At 67.2% G+C, this 17,549-nt stretch carries 14 protein-coding genes; 6 read left to right on the top strand and 8 right to left on the bottom strand.

Features of this window, described 5'->3' with window-relative positions:
- Positions 1 to 119 precede the first annotated feature (119 nt).
- Together AB0915_RS33550 and AB0915_RS33545 are read right to left on the bottom strand one after the other, a co-directional pair.
- Entirely contained in the window at positions 120 to 578 is a 459-nt protein-coding gene (locus AB0915_RS33550) for a hypothetical protein (protein ID WP_366694651.1), read from the bottom strand.
- A 227-nt stretch (positions 579 to 805) separates the two neighbouring features.
- Entirely contained in the window at positions 806 to 1,393 is a 588-nt protein-coding gene (locus AB0915_RS33545; RefSeq protein ID WP_366694650.1) for a hypothetical protein, read from the bottom strand.
- Positions 1,394 to 1,539: 146 nt separating this feature from the next.
- Here AB0915_RS33545 and AB0915_RS33540 point away from each other — a divergent pair, with 146 nt between their 5' ends.
- The 4 genes from AB0915_RS33540 (at position 1,540) to AB0915_RS33525 (ending at position 6,007) form a co-directional block, all read left to right on the top strand.
- The gene (locus tag AB0915_RS33540; RefSeq protein ID WP_366694649.1) at positions 1,540 to 1,905 is read left to right on the top strand and encodes a hypothetical protein; all 366 of its coding nucleotides are present in this window, start codon (positions 1,540 to 1,542) and stop codon (positions 1,903 to 1,905) included.
- 870 nt (positions 1,906 to 2,775) lie between these two features.
- Positions 2,776 to 3,045 (top strand): hypothetical protein, encoded by a 270-nt coding sequence (locus AB0915_RS33535; RefSeq protein WP_366694648.1) that lies wholly within the window; start codon positions 2,776 to 2,778, stop codon positions 3,043 to 3,045.
- 11 nt (positions 3,046 to 3,056) lie between these two features.
- The gene (locus AB0915_RS33530) at positions 3,057 to 4,097 is read left to right on the top strand and encodes a helix-turn-helix transcriptional regulator (RefSeq protein WP_366694647.1); all 1,041 of its coding nucleotides are present in this window, start codon (positions 3,057 to 3,059) and stop codon (positions 4,095 to 4,097) included.
- Between the two features lie 728 nt (positions 4,098 to 4,825).
- The gene (locus AB0915_RS33525; protein ID WP_366694646.1) at positions 4,826 to 6,007 is read left to right on the top strand and encodes a restriction endonuclease; all 1,182 of its coding nucleotides are present in this window, start codon (positions 4,826 to 4,828) and stop codon (positions 6,005 to 6,007) included.
- 135 nt (positions 6,008 to 6,142) lie between these two features.
- Here the strand turns inward: AB0915_RS33525 and AB0915_RS33520 are convergent, their stop codons facing one another.
- Both AB0915_RS33520 and AB0915_RS33515 read right to left on the bottom strand, forming a co-directional pair.
- Positions 6,143 to 7,081 (bottom strand): abortive infection family protein, encoded by a 939-nt coding sequence (locus AB0915_RS33520; protein WP_366694645.1) that lies wholly within the window; start codon positions 7,079 to 7,081, stop codon positions 6,143 to 6,145.
- A 40-nt stretch (positions 7,082 to 7,121) separates the two neighbouring features.
- Complete coding sequence (locus AB0915_RS33515; RefSeq protein WP_366694644.1) at positions 7,122 to 8,042, bottom strand: abortive infection family protein; 921 nt, start codon at positions 8,040 to 8,042, stop codon at positions 7,122 to 7,124.
- 222 nt (positions 8,043 to 8,264) lie between these two features.
- On the opposite strand from AB0915_RS33515, the gene AB0915_RS33510 reads away from it, so the two are divergent.
- Complete coding sequence (locus AB0915_RS33510) at positions 8,265 to 9,359, top strand: integrase core domain-containing protein (protein WP_366694643.1); 1,095 nt, start codon at positions 8,265 to 8,267, stop codon at positions 9,357 to 9,359.
- Between the two features lie 185 nt (positions 9,360 to 9,544).
- On the opposite strand, the gene AB0915_RS33505 is transcribed toward AB0915_RS33510, so the two are convergent.
- Together AB0915_RS33505 and AB0915_RS33500 are read right to left on the bottom strand one after the other, a co-directional pair.
- The gene (locus AB0915_RS33505) at positions 9,545 to 9,919 is read right to left on the bottom strand and encodes a hypothetical protein (RefSeq protein ID WP_366694642.1); all 375 of its coding nucleotides are present in this window, start codon (positions 9,917 to 9,919) and stop codon (positions 9,545 to 9,547) included.
- Between the two features lie 85 nt (positions 9,920 to 10,004).
- Positions 10,005 to 13,043 (bottom strand): RHS repeat-associated core domain-containing protein, encoded by a 3,039-nt coding sequence (locus tag AB0915_RS33500; protein WP_366694641.1) that lies wholly within the window; start codon positions 13,041 to 13,043, stop codon positions 10,005 to 10,007.
- 660 nt (positions 13,044 to 13,703) lie between these two features.
- Between AB0915_RS33500 and AB0915_RS33495 the strand changes: the two genes are divergently transcribed.
- Positions 13,704 to 14,969, top strand: a complete 1,266-nt coding sequence (locus AB0915_RS33495) for an IS701 family transposase (protein WP_366694640.1) — start codon at positions 13,704 to 13,706, stop codon at positions 14,967 to 14,969.
- 604 nt (positions 14,970 to 15,573) lie between these two features.
- Here the strand turns inward: AB0915_RS33495 and AB0915_RS33490 are convergent.
- Together AB0915_RS33490 and AB0915_RS33485 are read right to left on the bottom strand one after the other, a co-directional pair.
- The gene (locus AB0915_RS33490; RefSeq protein ID WP_366694639.1) at positions 15,574 to 16,365 is read right to left on the bottom strand and encodes a hypothetical protein; all 792 of its coding nucleotides are present in this window, start codon (positions 16,363 to 16,365) and stop codon (positions 15,574 to 15,576) included.
- Between the two features lie 100 nt (positions 16,366 to 16,465).
- Complete coding sequence (locus tag AB0915_RS33485; protein ID WP_366694638.1) at positions 16,466 to 17,074, bottom strand: hypothetical protein; 609 nt, start codon at positions 17,072 to 17,074, stop codon at positions 16,466 to 16,468.
- Positions 17,075 to 17,549 lie beyond the last annotated feature (475 nt).

The raw sequence follows: 17,549 nt of genomic DNA, 5'->3' as shown, positions 1-17,549 counted from the left end.
TCTCCTCCGCGAACGCCTCCAAGCGTGCGCGGACCTTCTCCATCTCCTCGGGTGTCACACCTGAAAGAACATCACAACCTATCTGGAGATGATCACTCGGGGTACCTAACAAAGCCCTACTAGTTGCCGCTCAGTGGCGAATCCCATGTGGGGTCGTGTCGCGATCCCCTCATCAGGTGGGTAAGCAGGTGCTCCGCCGTGTTGGGGGCGGTGTCTTGCGGGGCTCCTGCCGAGGCCAGGGCTGCACTGAGCCTTGCCGGCGCCGCCTCCGGCACGTCCAGGTCGTTAAGTAGGGGAAGGACGAGTAGGAGACGGGCCTCGGGATCCTCGGCACCATCGGCTTCGGTTGCGGGGTTGTCGGCGATACGGACCAGTTCGAGCCACGTCAGCCCGGTCCCCGAAAGGTCACCTTCCCAGCTGGCGATCTGCTGTGCGTAGCTCCGGCCTGGATGGGTGAGGAGGTAGTCGATGCCGTAGTCGCCGGGCAGGTTGCGGTAGACCACGACGGCCCCAGGACCGTCTGCCGCGGGTACCCGGAACACCGGCCAGTGTTCGGGGTCGAAGAGGGCCTCAGACAAGGCGTCGGTATCAGCTCCGTCATCACCGAACCACTCCGGAACCGGACGCTCAGCACCAGCTCCGCCACCGCACATCGCCATGAGGTAGTTCGACTAGAAGCCCGGGCGAGCCAGCAGTGACTCCCCTGCAACCAGCGGGCCGTCGTATCCCTTGATCAGCACCCTGTAAGCCTCTCACCAGCCACTGACACAGCCTGATCTGGGGATCGGTATGGAGGGCCCGCCAGTTACGGGACGGGCCTTAGCAACCCAATCAGCCAGAGAACCGCCGGGATACTGAAGACGACGCCCCAGAAACCGATCACCATGAATGCGGCCACGGCGACCCCCAGCCAGGCCACGCGGGTCGGCGCGAGCACACGTGAGGGGTCCTGCGGGTCGTATCGAATCTCCTCACGGCGCCCTCGCACTTGCCCGTTCGCTGTAACCTTCCGGCCGTCGAGCGTGCGGAAGTGGACAATGTAGCTACTGGTGCTGTCGCTGTGCGGGTCGGACTCGAACCTTGCCCGTACGGTGATGCCTCGCCGCCACATCACCCACCGCGTGTCCAGCTCGGCCATGCTCACCCATGCACGCAGCGAGGCGACGCTCAGCGGCAGCAACAGCCAGGCGAGCAGACCCAGGAAGCGGGGCTTCACCGGCAGCAACACGACCAGGGGGAACCCCAGAACCACGTACCAGAGGGCACGCCGCCACCACGGGCTGCCGTGCCGCACCCGATTACGCAGATCAGCCAGCACCCGCAGGGAAAAACACCCCACGGGACCAACGAACCGGTCTTCCAAGGGGCTGACAGGCCTGCCGTAAAACACCACCGGCCCGCCCTAACACGGCGCCGGTCCTCGGCATGCCCTCACACCACGGCACACCTGTGCCGCCTCACCCCGTCCCAGCCGCCCTCCCGCGGCTCGTTCAGGCATGAGGCGGCCCAGCCGTCACGTGCCGGAAGGGCATCCACGCGATGAACTCGACCTCCCTCGCCCCCATCACCGGCCTCCTGGCCGGACTGCCCGCTGTCCTCGCCGGCGCCCTGGGCGGCGCACCCTGGTGGGCCGTCGGAGCAATCGTCATCGCCGCCTACCTCGCCATCCCCCTCACCAGCCTGATCCTCGACCACAACCGCCAGCGAAAAGGAAACATCGTCGACGAGAAATTCGCAGCCACGCTCGACCAAATAACAGACCCCGAAAAAAGAATCCAAGCCATCATCAACTACCGTCAGGCCACAGCTCTCGCCGCCACTCCCCAGCCGCCACCCGACCCGCCACCCGGAGCACTACCGCCCGCCGACCCGGCCGACGCGGGCCAAACACCGGCCTCTACCTAGAGGGAACAGGCAGCCTGCCATAGCGCCAGCTTGCGTCGGCGCCTCGGCTTCAGGGTTTGACGACAGTCAGTGTCTGAGCGTCGAGGCCCGCCCAACTCGAGGCGTCCGCCGCCCTGCCTGTACGCAACGGGCTGGGGTGAGGCCGGCTGACGACTGCAGGCGACGGGGCCCGGACTGCTCTTCCCGGCCGAGGCAGGCGTCCTGGTCCGGGCCCGGACGGGGCGAGAGGAGCCGCCCGGGTGTGCCGGGCCGCGCGGTCCCCGGTGGCCGGGCAGCTGATCGACGACCTGCTCACTGCGGACCTCGGCACGTCGGTCGCGGGCGCGAGTGGGGCCGGGGCGGAACGACGAAGCCGGCGCCCGCGTGACGGGTGCCGGCTCGGTGCGGGCAGGCCACGCGCCAACGTGGGCTCTGCCGGGTGTCCCTGTCGGCATCGGTTGCAGCCAGTAGCAGTCAAGGACGTTCGCGGGCCGGGACGACCGGCCTCGTGGTGTTCTGCGACCCACCATCATTCATAGACAGGGACTACGGCAAGCCGAGCATGGACGCGCATGAACCATCCCGGCGGGTGAGGCGGTCGTCAGTCGCGGCGGCGTGACACCGGTGCTGGTCAGGCACAGACGTGGGGCGAGGGAGTGAGAACCGCTCTCTTGGACACCAGCGAACCAAAAAACGACCATTTCCGTCATACGGGATATCAGGGTCAGGGACCGCTCTGCGGGGAACGGCCCCGGACTGGAATGATGAAAGTACGCCCAGCGCAGCAAGCGACGCCAATCGCCGCTGTGCACATGGGACTTGCAGCCAGTAGCAGTTTCCACGCCCGGTCCGCCGCTCCCTTGGGGCCCGGGCATGCCGAAAGGACTTCGCATGCCGACCGACACCACCCTCGCACCCCCCACCGAGCCATCCCCGCCGGACGCCCCATCCCGGCTCGGCGCGCCGCAGGCCTTCACCGCCGTCTCCTTCCCCGTCCTGGGCGGTGCTCTGCACGTCACCGGGATGCCCCTGCAGGACATCTTCATCCTGCTGGGCGGCTGCGGCGCCCTGGGCGCGGCAGCGGTCGTGGCCGTCGGCGGCGGCCGCCGCCGCCTGACGTCGCTGGCCGGCGCAGTGCTGCGCGCCGCCGCCGGGAAGTAGGAGGCCGCTGGATGGGACGCCGAGAGAACCCCGTCGACCACAGCCGGCCCGCCCGGGGCCGGCTGGCCGAGTACCTGCGCCTGCGGCGGCAGTCGACCGGGATGACCTACCAGGAACTGGCCCGGCTCACAGGGCTGTCGCCAGCCACGCTCAAGCGGGCGGCCTCCGGCGCCGTGGTGGCCAAGCACACGACGGTCGAGGCCTACGTGGAAGGCTGCGGCGGCGGGCCGGGAGCGGTACGGGACGCCGGCGAGCTGTGGCGGCGCGCGCGCATCGAGGAACGCGGCCGGCTGGCGCAGCTGCACGCCCCGCGGCCCGAGTTCATCAGCGACGCCGCTGACCTGAGCCGGGCCCTGGAAGTGGTGTGGGAACAGGCCGGAGCACCGAGTCTGCGGGACATCCGGGACCGCTCGGGCAACCCGCTCGCCCTGCCGGTCAGCAGCGCTGCCCGCATCGTCAACCGCGACGCCATCCCTGCCGACGAGCAGCAACTGAAGGCGTTCCTGACCGGCTGCGGCATCCCGCCCGAGAAGCGCACCGCGTGGACGGCCGCCTTTGCCAAGGCCGGCAGCACCGCGGCGGCCACCGCCGCGCAGGGGCTGCCGCAGGAGTGGACGGCCCCGGACCGCCAGGTCGCGTGGCGGCGCCTGCTACGCACGGCGTCCGCCCCTACGAGCGGGGCAGCCCCGCCGGGCGCCGGGCCGGGCGCCTCGGCCAGTGACCAGGTGTGGGGGCGGCTCGTCGAACTGCTGCCGCCCGCCGCGCTCGAGGAGGCCATCGCCAGCGGCATGCAGATCTACCTGGCGTCGGAAGCCGCCCGCAACGGAAAGACGCTACACGCTCCGGCGTCCTGGCAGCCGGACATGCTCGCGGTGCACGACGGCAAGTACACGGTGATCGAGGTCAAAAGCACGTCCAACCCGCCCGGTCGGCCTCCGGCGGGCGGAGCCGCGGGCATCCCATCGCACAGACCACCCGGCAGCGGAGGCCACCCCACCGCCCGGACCGAACCCCGTCCGCGCCCCCCACACGCTCTCCGGGCAGCGTCCTGATCACACCGCCGACCGCCCACCGGCCGTGCCGCCGGCCAGCCCGTGGCGACACGGCCGACGGCACGGGCGGTGTAAACCGCGAACACAGCAGCAGCAGCGTTGGCCAGGCAACGCCGCCAGCGAACTCGGAGCGCCGCCACATACCAACAATCACTCAATCTGAACCTTGCACGGCGCAGATGACACGACCTGATCGCCCACCCAGCTAACTGACGAACCCGCAGGCCAGGTCCCTGCCCCAGCACAGCACTTGCGATCACTGCAGCTACTGGCGCACTCCAATCCCCTGCCCGCCGCCGCACCACAAACTGATCAGTGCGGGCCAGGCCACCAACTACTGATGAGAAGAACCGCTCCTGGACAGCCGCGTTGGTCGGCCTCGGACTGGAGTGGGCGGCAGCATAGGGCCTTCGGAGGGCAATGCGAGGTCCGTGCCGAAGCCGGCAACCCGGTCCTTGAGCATCAGGTTGCAAAATATGGGTCAGCAAACCGCGACGGCCCTCAGTCCGGTGTGGGTGCCGTACGGGACCGCATCGCTGATGCGCCCGGATGCGATCGGGCCATGGCCCGACCCTCGAGTACGCCAAGCCGCCACACGGCTACCGTGCGCAGCCTGATCACCTCCGACACAAGGCGACGACTGCCCCGCGAGGCCTCAGCCGACCTACACGTGTCTCTGATAGCACAAACCCTCCACAGTCCCCATCGCGGAGTGCGAGTCTGTGCGGATGGACCTGGAAGAACTCCTACGCGCAATGGACCGAACAGCGGCGAACCTGAGCAAGCTGGAAAGCGTGTGGGAGCGCGCAAGGCCATTCATCCCAGACGGCCCGCAACGCGGTTCGCATCCTGCGTACGAAGACCTCGCGATGGCCTGGGCGGACCTCCTTCCAGGTCTTCCGCCAATCGACGGCTGGACCATCACCGACCCTCTTCCAGACATCGCCGCCATGGGACAGGCCTTCATCGACTACCTAGAAATTGACGAGTTGCCCGACGCCGTACATGCCGCTGGCGAGAAGCCGGGTGCGGACATCGCCGCGTACCGGTACCGCCTCGACCGTGCCCGCCGACGCGCCGCCCGATGCCGCCTGGAGCAACTCATCTCCACCGTCGACACCTCGCTCCCTGTCGCCCTGAAAGGCGTGGGGCGGGGCTCCCACGAGAAACTGCAGAACGACCAGACCGAACAGATAAAGGCGGCCGTCGGGGAGATCGCAAGGCTCCTGGGCGATTTCCCGGGTGATGCGGCCAACGACACCAGCCGCTGGTGGGACCTGCACCGGCACATGCGGTTCAGCCAGGGACACGACTGGCATGACATCGTCGAATTTGACTGGCCCGACGTGCGCGCCGCCATCACAGTGAACTTTCTGGGTGACAGTGACCCCCTGCCCGTTCCGGACATCGACCTCGGGCAAGCCGCTTCCGGCCACCTCACCGGCTCCGCCACCCTCGCACTGCCCTGGGAGCGGCTGGACGACGACGGGTTCGAGCGACTCCTTTACGACCTCCTGCGCAGCATCCCCGAGCACGCGAATGTCCAATGGCTCATGCAGACCCGCGCGCCCGACCGCGGCCGCGATCTCTCCTTGGACCGAGTCCTTCGGGACGGATCCGGCGGTGTGCGCACCGAGCGGGTCATCGTCCAGGCGAAGCACTGGCGCAGCCGGTCGGTGAACGCTGCCGCGGTGGTCGAGACGGCCACCGCGGGGAAACTGTGGAGTCCGCCACTCGTACGCGGAATCGTGATCGCCACCAGCGGCCGGTTCACCGCGGACGCCGTGAGTTGGGCAGAGCACCACAACGCTGAGGGCACAGCGCCCTACATCGACCTGTGGCCCGAAAGCCGCCTCGAAACCCTACTCGCTCAACGGCCCCACATCGCCGCCGCCCATGGACTCAAGTAGCGGGGCGGAGCCGGGCCGGACCTGCTGCCCCGCGCACATCCCCGACTCACGGTACCGGGAGCAGCGGCGATCCCCCTCGACCAGCACGAGCAGGCGAGTCAAGCTCACCGCCCTCGAACTTCACTCGGCACGAGGTTACTGAGATAAGGGTGGGAGTTTCCCTCGATCGATGCGGTCCTGCCAGGTGTCGAGCACGAACTCCGTCACGGTCACGGTGCTGTTCAGTGCCAGCCGGGCGTGGCGGGTCAGCGCTGGACTCGGTGCGGTGCGCCCGTGGCCGAGTCCGAGCTGGTTGCGCAGCTCGGCCAGGCCCTGCACCGTCGTGGTGAGTGTGCGCAGGATCTTGACCACCGTGGCACTGGCCTTGGCGTGGTCGGCCACGGCGTCGGCGTTCAGGCCTAGCAGCGTCGTGACGCGTTTGAACAGCGGCGGCAGGTCTTCGCCGGGCGGGAACTCGATGTCCTGGTGCTCCAGGATGATCTTGCAGAGGCTTTCGACGAGTTCTTTGCACGAGGCGATCGCTGCGGCCGGGTCGCGTTCCAGGCCGGCCCTAATGCGCTCTTGATGTTCGTGGAGCACGCGGGGGTCGGTCAGTAGCGGTCGTGATTCGAACTTCAAGTCCGGCCGGGCGCCGTGGAAGGACGCTCGGGGGCCGCCTGCGTAGACCGGCAGCCCGCTGATGTACTCGGTCGGATAGAGCTCGAAGCCGTCTTTGGTGAGGATGTCGTTGAGCTTCTCGGCCAGACGTTGCACCTCGGCCGGGTCACGCCGCACCACGGGGTGGAGCATTTCGGCAAGGAAGTTCAAGAGCGGCTGTGGAGAGTCGCTGCTGAGGCCGAAGCGGGAATCCGTGAACACCCATTCCGGCGGCCAGTCGTCGTTGTTGATGCAGTGTTGCCAGATGTCTTCTCTGGCCGTGAGACGCCGGTAGCCATCGCCTTCGAGGGTGCCCAGGTCGTACAGGCGTTCCAGGAACCTCACCTCGTCCAGAGCGCCCCACCACCAGACCTTCTCGACGACCAGGAGGTCGATGAGGCGCTGGCGGGTGACGACGGTGAGCTGCTGTGGTGCCACCGGCTGCCCTTTCCTATGAGGAGTTCCAGCTCGCGCGGGCTCAGGATGAGGCTGCGGGTGCGTTCCCCGCAGGCGGGGTTAGTGCGGGGGCCGCCTTGCGCCAGGGGGCTTTAGGGTCGGCAAGGGTGTCGAGCATCAGCTCGCACCAGGTGGCGGCGGTGCCGACGGCGAAGCGGGCGTGCCGGGGTCCGAGCCCTGTGGGTGCGGCTAGCCGTCCGTGGCCGGTCCCGTACCGGTTGCGCAGTTCGGCGACGCCGATGGCAGCCGAGGTCAACGCGCCCAGGATGCGCTTGATGCTGTCGGCGTTGTCCGGGCTCCCGCTGTTGCGGGCCGTCGGCACGGCCGCGGGGTGGAGGTGAAGAGCCTGCTGTGCCTGCTTGATCAGCGCGGGCAGGTCCTGGCGTTCGTCGACCGGCAGGTTGCGCTTGAGCAGCACGAGTTTGGCGGTGGCCTCGATGAGCTGCTTGGCAGCGCCGATTGCGTCGTCGGGGTAATCGGCCCCGAACCTGCGAACCCGTTCCAGTTCGGCGTGGATGCCCGATGCCTCGGACAGAGCGTCGGCGTGCACGACCAGGTGGTCAATGCGTGCGGTGTGCAGGCGGAGCTCATCGTCCAGGCGGCAGCCGTCCCGCGCGAACGCCTCTCGCAGCTCCGCCACCGTGTCAGCAGGCAAGCCGTCCCCACCGAACTTTCGGCTCTCGCGGTCAAGGCGGCGCAGCATGTTCTCGAACACCCGCAAGGCCCGGGTCACATGGTCGTGGTCGGTCCAGTCAACGGACGCGGCGTAGGAGTCGAAGAGTTGCTTGCGGACCCCGCCCTCGCCGGGAATGAAATCGGGATCTGCGGCAAAGTGCTCGTTCTCCCAGTACTCGCCGATCGCCCCTGCCACGAGATCGCTCATCAGTCCCCGGACAGCGTTGCGGGCGGTCCGAGAGAGCAGTTCACGATCAGCAGCGGCCATACAGGCAGATTACGGGTCCGGTGCTTAGAGCAGCCTGGCATTTTCTACCTTCCCGGTCTGCTCGCTACAGGTCAGCGCTCGCGAGGGCGTCGGCGCGGGGTCAGCGCCCGCCGCGGAACTGTGCGCCTGCCGAAAACTCATCCGCGCAGGTCGCGGCCCTGATCGCCTGCAACCACGTCGCCCCGCCCTCGGGAGCCCTGCGACCGGTGCATATGATCACTCGTGCTGCTCCGCCTGGCCTACCTGGCCGTCACGAACGCCTTCGCCGCCCTGCGTTTGCTGCCGATGTCCGACCGGGACAAGGACTCGGAGATCCTGGTCCTGCGCCACCAGATCACCCTCCTTGAACGACAACTCGGTGCCGAGAAGGTCAGGTTCACGCGCGCGGACCGGGCCTTTCTCGCCGCGCTCCTTGCCCCGCTGCCCCGCGAGGCGCTGCGCCGAGTGCGGCTTCTGGTCCGCCCCGACACGATCCTGCGCTGGCATCGGGACCTGATGAAGGACCGTCACGCGAAGACCTGCCGCCCCAAGCGTCCCGGCCGCCCACGCACAGTGCGCTCCGTCCGCGCCCTCGTGCTGCGGCTGGCCCGTGAGAACAGCACGTGGGGCTACCGGCGCATCCACGGCGAGCTGGCCATCCTCGGCGTCAAGGTCGCCGCCTCCACCGTCTGGGAAATCCTCAAGGCCGAGGGTGTCGCGCCCGCGCCCGGCCGGACCACCACGACCTGGGCTACCTTTCTGCGCTCCCAGGCCGACGCACTCCTGGCGTGCGACTTCATCGAGACCGTCACTCTGACTGGACAGCGCCAGTACATCCTCGCCGTCATCGAGCATGCCACCAGGCGCGTGCGCGTCCTCGGCACCACCGCGCATCCGACCGCGGCTTGGGTCGCCCAGGCCGCGAGGAACCTGGTCATGGACCTGGAGGACGCCGGGTTGCGGGCCACGTACCTGATCCGGGACCGCGACATGAAGTTTCCCGCCCTGTTCGACGAGATCCTCGCCGATGCAGGCATCCAGGTCGTCCTCTCCGGCGTGCGGATCCCCAGAATGAACTCGATCATGGAACGCTGGGTGCAGACCTGCCGCCACGAGCTTCTCGACCGCACCTTGATCTGGAATGAGCGTCATCTCCTCCGTGCGCTCCGCGAGTTCGAGCAGCACCACAACGCCCACCGGCCCCACCAGGCCATGAACCAGACGGCGCCCCTGCGCGCCGTTCCCGAACCCCTCGAACCCGGACGGATCGCCCGCCTCGACATACGCCGACACGACCGCCTCGGCGGGGTCATCCACGAGTACCGACACGCTGCCTGACCAGCACGGACGGGTTTTCGGCAGGCGCAGAGCTGAGATCTTCCCCAGAAGCCCTGCACCTCCCCAGCCTTCGTCTGCACGGACAGCCTGACGGCTCTGTCGTGGTAGACGGTATCGCCGAACTGGGTGCGCTCTGACTGTCGGTGGAAGCGTACGGCACTGCTGCGTGATCAGGCGGCCGCCGCTCAGCGGCGTTGGGTGTAGCGCATGGTCACGAGAGATGCGGTTCCGACGGTGGTGCCGATCAGCATGGCACTCCACTGAGGATCGTCCTGGTAGGCAACCAAGAGTGCGGTCATCGGGAGGATGAGTACGCACATGGCGATAGCGAGTGGCCAGTCAAAGGTGATGAGCTCAGATCTGCTCGTGGGCGCGTCGCTGTTCTGCCTGGCCTTGACCAAGTGCCTGGCGAGAGCAACAACGTTGAAGAGCAGCACAACAGCGACACTTGCAATGGCGACCTCGGGGTAGTCCCAGCGGACTGCGAGCGAGAGAACAACTGCGCAGAAGAGAAGTGAGGCGGCCTTCCACCACAGCAGTGGACTTCGGAACTTAGCCATGGGACCTTCCAGCCTCCTCGTGCCGGATGGTGCTGTGGCGGGCGATGAAGTGGTTCGCCCGCCACAGCTGCCTAGATGGATGGGGTCAGTTGATGAACCTGCCGTACTTGGCGATCGCCATGGGCGCGCCCGTACCGATCGCTGTGGCTCCGCCCCAGATGAGGCATTGCTCGCCTACTTCAGACAGTGACCCTCCGCCGAGTGCCTTGGCGATGGCTCCGCCTGCGCATCCGCCGAGTGCTGCACCGGCCAAGGGCTGGCCGGCCACGGTGAAGGCGACGGTTACGGTCGCCCCGACGACGGCCCCGAGCGCGTCACGCCACCCCCACAGGCCAGTGGGATCGATCACGTTGGTGGGGTCGCCGGAGGCGTAGAGGTAGGGGTTAGCCTCCAGGCCGGACGGGTCGGGCTGGGTGAAGCGGCCGATGGCCGGGTCGTAGTAGCGGGCGTTGAAGTGGTACAGCCCGGTCGGGTCCTGGTAGCCTCCGGCGAACCGGTGGGGTTGGGGGACCTGTTCGGTGGCGTCGGTGATGCCGTTGGGGCTGTAGTAGTACCAGTTGATCTTCTCGCCCTTGGAGTCCACCACTGCCTCGACCGTGCCGAGCGCGTCGGTGAGGTAGTAGTACGTCTGCCCGTTGGTGCGGAAGGAGTTGACGCGACCAGACGGTTCGCGGATGAAGTTCATGTCCACTCCGCCCTGTGTCTGGGCGGACAGTCCGACGGGTCCGTTGTGGTAGACGGTGTCGCCGAACTGGGTGCGCTCTGACTGGTCGGTGGAGGCGTAACGGCCCCGGTAGTCCTTGCCTCCCTGGGTCAGCGAGGTGAGCTGGGAGTAGTCGCTCCACTGTCCGCCACTGCGAGCCGTTTCCGCAGTGGGGCGGGCGGCGGTCTCGTTTCCTGCCTTGTCGTAGGACCAGCCGTCACTGCTGCCGTTGACTGCGGTCAGCTGTGACGCGTCATCGTACGTGTAGGTGGTACCTCCGGGGCAGGTGTTACCGGCAGAGGCCGCGCGCAAGCCGGGGAGGTTGCCGTTCTGCGAGGTGAGGTTGCCGGCCTTGTCGTAGCAGTACAGCCAGCTGTTATTGAGGGTGCCGCCCGCCATCTCCTTAGCGTATCGCAGGCGCCCGGCGGAGTCGTACTCGAAGGTCCGCTTGAGACCGTCGACCGCGTCGGTGCGGGTGCGGATCTGCGTGCCGTCCTTGGTGATGCCGCCACTGCTGTACGAGTAGTTGTAGGCGATGTCGATCATGGTGCCCTCCGTGTCGGAGGTCGCCGTGATCCGCTCGGCGCGGTTGGACTTGTCCCGAGTGATGGTTTCCACGATGCCGCTGGGCAGTGTGGTCTTGGTCCTGGCGTCGTTCGCGTTGTACTCGTACGTGGCCTTCTTATCCTGCGGATCCGTCAGCGAGATCAGCCGGTTGACCTTGTCGTAGCTGTACTTCACCGTGCCGGACGGGTCGGTGTAGGACTCGACGTTGCCCTCGGCCGTGTAGACGAGAACGGTCTGCGAGCCGTCCTGCAGCGTGCGGACCGTCTCCCTGGACAGAGGGTCGAAATCGTACTTGGTGACGCCGGTGGAATCCGAGCGCTGCTTGAGGTTGCCGTCCCCGTCCCAGGCGTAGGTGACGGTCGAGTTCGTGCTGGAGACCTTGATGATCCGGTCACGGTTGTCGTACACGTAGACCGTCTTGATACCCCGGCCGTCGGTCATGGTCTCTGGGCGGCCGGCGCTGTCGTAGGTGTACGTCGTGGCGCCGAGCGGCGACGGCGGGGTGACCTTGATCAGGTTGCCCTTGGCGTCATAGACGAACTTGGTGACCTTGCCGTTGGCGTCCTTGATCTCGCAGCGCTGGCCCTTGAAGCCGCCGCAGGTGGGATCGGCCGGGTTGTAGGCGAAGGTGCGGGTCCCGCCGTCCGCTCCGGCCACTGTCTCCTCGGTGGTGTTGCCCGCGGAGTCGTACTTGTAGCTCACCTCCACTCCATCCGCGGAGGTGACCTTGCCGGTGACGTCGGCCCCAGCGATTGTCTGATAGCCGCTCACCGACGAGGTCGCCCCGGTGGGCAGCTTCGCGGAGGTCGGGTTGGAGCGGGGGTCCCAGCCGTAAGCGGTGACGTTGCCCGGGGTCCCACCCACACCCATCGCGTCCACGGCCGTTTCGAGGTTCAGATTGGCGTCGTAGGTCCGCTCGCGGGTCTTGCCGAGCGCGTCGGTGACCTTCGTGATCTCGCCGTCTGCCGCGTGCTCGTACTTCGTGATGCTGCCGGCTGGGTCGGTGACCGTTGTCGTACCGGCGGAGCCCTCACCGCTGGTGTACGTGTAGGTGTAGGTCGGTCCTGTCTCACCGGAGCCATCGAAGGCCGTGGCCCGCTTCATCGAGGTGACGCGGTTGTCGGCGTCGTAGGTGAAGACCGTGACCCGCCCTTCGGGCGTGGTGATCTTCGTGAGGCGGCGGTCCGCGTCGTACCCGAACTCTGTGGCCTTGCCCTCGCTGTCCGTGAACTTGGCGAGATCGCCTGCGGGGTTGAGGTCGTAGACGACGGTGCGGCCGGTGTTGTCCTTCGCCTGCCACTGCGAGGCGTCGGTCTTGACCAGGTCGATGAAACGTCCCGAGCGGGAGTCGGTGAGCTTGAAGCCCTTGTGCTCAGTGCCCTCGTCGTGCTGGTCGACCAAGACGTGGCCGCCGTTGCGGTCGGAGACCTTCAGGAAGGTGCCGTACTCGCTGTAGGTGTCCTTCGAGCCTGAACCGCGCTCGGTCACGACGTACTCGGACCCCGACTTCTCCAGGTCCAGTCGGTAGCCCTTGGGGGTCGCGTACGTGCCGTCGGTCTTCTTCGTGAAGACGACGGAGCCGCCGGTGGCGTCATAGAGCACCACTCGCGTGTCCTCGATCTGCAGGTAGCGCTCGTAGTTGCTCCACCAGCGCTGTGACACCTTCCCCCACGGTGCGTCCAGGGAGTTGTAGGTACGGGTCAGCTGCAGGGACTTGCCAACGCCGGCGATCTGCAGGTCTGTGCCCGCGAGCATCAGGTTGCCGGTGGAGTAGTTGATCCGTGCCACGAGCGAGTCCGTCACCCTCACGTCGGAGATCTGGTGCCAGGGGACCTGGCCCTGCCGCTTGGGCACCTCCGTCGCGAGCGCGGCCCGCGCCTTCGCGCCAGTAGGCGGAGTAGTGGCTTCGGCGCGCTGCTGCTGCGCGTCCCGCCAGCGGGCGATCTGCTCCGATACCTTCTCCCGTACGGCATCGGGCGCTTGCGTCTTGCCGACCTTGACCGGCGGAATCTTCGCCTTCTCGCCGCCCTGGCCCTACATCGACGTGGGCGCGTCCTGGTTCGGGCCGGGCTCGGCGGCGAGCGCCGGCACGGTGCCGGCCGCGAGAGCGATGGCGACAGAGACGGCCACGGCGGCGCGTCTCGGATTGAGCTGCTTTCGTCTGTGAGTTGTTCCTGTGGCGCGTGAAGACATGCCTCTCCTCAGGCAGACGCTACCCAGCAGCCCCCACGGCCACTGGGTCATCGCACGCAAGCACGACCGCACGAAAATTGCACGGATGTTCCAAGTCGTTGCGCTGCTTTCCAGCCCCATTTGCGATCACTGGGGGGTGTGTCAATTTAACGGCCCTGTCTCACTTTCGGTGGTAACGGAGAGTCGTGAGGGTCGTTGACATTCGCATGAAGGATGTCAACGAGCTTGTGCAGACAGCGTTTTCGGGGTTGTCCCCGTACTACAGCCGGAGATCTTGTGACGGAGCCCGTGTGGTGTCGTTGACCGGGCATGATGCTGGGTGTGACGGCTGAGCAGATAGCCGAGTGGGATGCCGAACTGTCCTCGTTGACCGCGTTGTTGGGGTACTTATTCAACCGGCCGGAGCCACGGGTGGTGTTCGCGCAGTTCATCGAGGGGCTGCTGGCGGAGCTGCCGAAGAAGAACGGCTGGACGCTGTCGGAGCGGGCCGGGCATGTGACCGCGGACCGGATGCAGTGGCTGCTCAACGGATCGGTGTGGGACGCCGACCGGCTGCGGGACGCGGTCCGCGACTACGTCGTCTCTCATCTGGGGGACGGGGAGGCGTCGCTGGTCATCGACGACACCCAGGCCCAGAAGAAGGGCACCAAGTCGGTCGGGGTGGCCTTCCAGCACTGCGGGCTGACCGGCGACGTTCGCAACTGCCAGACCATGGTGATGCTCACCTACGCCACCACCGCCGGGCACGCCTTCATCGACCGCCGCCTGTACCTGCCCGAGGACTGGACGGACGACCGCGAGCGATGCCGTGAGGCCGGCGTGCCCGACGACATCGCCTTCGCCACCAAGCCCGAGCTGGCCATCACGATGCTCGAGCAGGCCCGCGCGGGCGCCGTGCCGTTCTCCTGGGTCCTGGCGGATGCCGGCTACGGCCGTGACCCGCAGCTTCGAACCTGGTGCCACGGGCGGAAAGTACCGTACGTGTTCGGCGTCCCGGTCGACCTCCCCCTCGACGGCCCGCCGGGCAAGCCGCGCCAGCCGGCCGTGCGCCGCGCCGACGACCTGCTCCACTACGCGAAAGCCCGTGACCAGTGGGAACGCCGTTCCTGCGGCGACGGCGCCAAGGGCGAGCGCCTCTACGACTGGACGGCCTTCGCCGTGCAGGTCAAGGACGAGAACCCGGCCGACGGCTTCACACACTGGCTGGTGCTACGGCGCTCGGTGCACCCCAACCGACGCGGCAAGGACGGCCGGCTCCACCGCGAGATCGCCTACTTCCTCGTCCACGCCCCCGCCGGCACCACGGTCTCGGAGATCATCGCCCGGGCCGGCGGCCGCTGGCAGATCGAGGAGGACAACGAGATCAACAAGCAGCTCGTCGGCCTGGCCCAGTACCAGGTCCGCAAGTGGACCCCCTGGCACCGCCACGTCACCGCCTGCATGCTGGCCACCGCGTTCCTCAGCGTTCAACGCGCCGCCATCCCCGAACCCGACCAGGCCCTCGCATCCGAGCCGGATACCGACCTGGAGCAGGACCCCGATCAGGGAAAAGCCCCGAGCATCGACGAGAGCGAGGCCGCTGGCTGATCCCCGGCCCGCTCCTGCGGCTCTCCGTCCACACCATCCGGCACTGCCTGGCCGCCACCCACCTCAACCCCCACCACCCCGTGGAGACCCTCCTGACCTGCGAGTTATGGCGCCGACTCCACCAGACCCGCGCCACGGTCAGCCACTACCGACGCCGCGGAGACCCACTCCCGGACCGCCTCCGCCCCTGGGCCCACCACCAGCCGATCCCACCCATCACCGACCCTCAAGATCTCCGGCTGTAGTACCTGTTCGGCGGCGGTTTCCAGAAGTTGGCGGGCGGAGGCCGCATAACGGATGGCGGTCTTCTCGTCGATGCCGAAGACGAGGGACAGGTGGAGTGGGTCGGCGCCGTGGGTAAGGGCTTCTTCGAGCTGGCGGTCGACGCGGAGCCTTTCCAGGGTGGCGGTGAGGTTGCGGGTGGCCCGGGTGGTCCAGAGCTTTCCCGCCGGTCCGAGTTCAACAGCCGTCTTCTGGGTGGGGTCAGTACGCGCGTCAGCGTAGGTCGCCGGCGATCGCGCTGTCCCCGGAATCGGCGCCTACAGGGCCTTGCAGGCGACCAGCGGCTGCGGTGGGGTTCTACTCGGCGAGCTCCTCGAGGACCTCAGCGTTGTCGAGGTAGGCGTGTGACGGTGAGCAGGAGCGGCGAACGGACCCCGAGGTGGGCGCTGGAGTCAGCGATCACCTCGCTCAGCCAGCCGATCGCATCCAACGACCACTCGGAGAGTTCCCCTCGCAGAGTCACCCCATGTAGGGGTGGGCCGTTCCAGAAACTGTCATCAAATAGAGGAGCAAGGACAGTTTCTGGACTGCCGACGTCGTACGACGTGCATACGAAGACGTCCTGACTCAAGTGACCGAGGTGATCCGTGAGCCGCTGGGCGACGGCGGGGACCGACGGGTCCCGGCCACTGTTGACGCTGACCTCGACCGGAGTTCTCGCTTCCGGGGCGCACTCGGCGAACCACTCCTTGGTCTGCATCGCCGGCACGGGCGCGTATGGCGCCCGCGTCGCGGGGTCGAGCCCCTGTACCGGCAGGAGGACCTGTACCGCAGACAGGTTCGGGGTGCCGGCCCGCGCTGTCGCGTCCTCGGCGCACCGCAGGAACGGCTGCACCGGTAGCGGTCGGTCGTCGGCCACCGCGCTGGCCTCGACCTGGAACCACGAGATCAGTCCCGCTCCGGCAGCGGCGAGCGGGTGGTTCCACCCGGCGTCGTTCATGCCCCACAGCCCGGGCGCGCGGAGCATGCGGTCCTCGAAGCCACCCCCGGCCGACCTGTCGTCGAGCCAACCCATGGCGATCGACCGCTGGTAGAAAAGCGAGTACGCGTCACCTTCTGGCTCAGGACCACGCCAGTCATGCGGGACCAGCTCCCCGTAAAGGGCGGCAAACATGGTTCCAGCAGTCTGACATGCCCCGGGAACCAGACCAGGCTGGGCTGTGTCCCTGTCTTCCATTCCGCGTTGGCGGCCCTTCAGTAGCGACTTTCCTTTCCTAGTTTATCCGGCAATAGACGTTTGCCTGGTTATAGGGCCATTCGGCCGTGTCGGCCTCCCCAATCACGTCGACATCCACGTGATTGCGCCACGACGTGTACACCGTGTTGTCGCAGTCTCTGCGCGCCGTCGTCCGATTGCTGCTGCCGCCGCCCGGTGCGAGCTCCTTGACCGGCGAACACGTCTTCTGTCGCCAGGTGTTGTCCGCGTACCACTCGTAGAGGCAGTTGTACACGTTTGCACGGTTGTTGCTGCAAGAGCCCTTGTCCCACCATCCGTGACCGGAAACGGCCACGCCGGTGGAGGATCGATGGGGGTTGTCCCTGCCGCTGACTGGTGTGCAGGCAAGTGCTGCTTCCGTAGTCGCGTCAGTCGCGTCCGTCCTAGGAATCACCTGGCCCGAGGGGTCCAGGTAGACCGCGGTCGCGTCAGCGTCCGATGGTGCAACCCCGGGGACGGCGTCTTGGTACGACGCGAACGTGCGAGTCGAGTTGGCACGCAGCCCGGTGGGCTCGGCCGCGTTGACTGACGGGGCTGCGACGGCCGAGATTCCCAGCCCGAGTGCAAGCGTGGCCGCAGCGATGAGGTGTCGATTCTTGGAAGTCATGGCCCCCCTCATGTGATCCGAATCACCGGAACGTACCAGTGCAATAGGGTCCCGCCAAGTGGCTTCGTTCACGTCGAGCGACAGCACTTGTGCACGGGTTCCGGAGGCAGTTGATGATCTACCCAGCCAGAAATGTTGACGAGAATCGACGTCATTGCCGTCGCTGCTTGCGTTGCGTGAGCTGTTCGCTGTGAATTGACGAGGAACGTCCGTAGAGGGTCAGCCGAGATACGGCCGAAAGGGATAGCAGGACCCCGGCGGTGTGATCGCCGAGGTCCTCGTGCTGTTTCGGGCTCACCACCGGGGCGGTGTCGTCTTCGTCGGGCGAGGCAGGGTTCCGGCCGAAGTCCCGCGTTCAGGCATGGGTGTCCGCGCTCCTGGCTAGGGCCTGTTCCGGGTTGAGATCTAGATTTTCGGTTTTCTGCCCCGTGTCACCTTCCGTGCTGGTAGAAGGCTGGTGTGACGCGGTCTGAAG

This window comes from Streptomyces sp. NPDC048411, assembly GCF_040704695.1.
Lineage (GTDB): Bacteria > Actinomycetota > Actinomycetes > Streptomycetales > Streptomycetaceae > Streptomyces.
This window is presented reverse-complemented; position numbering and strand designations above follow the sequence as displayed.

Coding starts and splice junctions, on each gene's coding strand:
- AB0915_RS33525 (WP_366694646.1), top strand. CDS start 4,826: ATGGACCTGGAAGAACTCCTACGCGCAATGGACCGAACAGCGGCGAAC.
- AB0915_RS33530 (WP_366694647.1), top strand. CDS start 3,057: ATGGGACGCCGAGAGAACCCCGTCGACCACAGCCGGCCCGCCCGGGGC.
- AB0915_RS33490 (WP_366694639.1), bottom strand. CDS start 16,365: ATGTTTGCCGCCCTTTACGGGGAGCTGGTCCCGCATGACTGGCGTGGT.
- AB0915_RS33540 (WP_366694649.1), top strand. CDS start 1,540: ATGAACTCGACCTCCCTCGCCCCCATCACCGGCCTCCTGGCCGGACTG.
- AB0915_RS33515 (WP_366694644.1), bottom strand. CDS start 8,042: ATGGCCGCTGCTGATCGTGAACTGCTCTCTCGGACCGCCCGCAACGCT.
- AB0915_RS33505 (WP_366694642.1), bottom strand. CDS start 9,919: ATGGCTAAGTTCCGAAGTCCACTGCTGTGGTGGAAGGCCGCCTCACTT.
- AB0915_RS33485 (WP_366694638.1), bottom strand. CDS start 17,074: ATGACTTCCAAGAATCGACACCTCATCGCTGCGGCCACGCTTGCACTC.
- AB0915_RS33535 (WP_366694648.1), top strand. CDS start 2,776: ATGCCGACCGACACCACCCTCGCACCCCCCACCGAGCCATCCCCGCCG.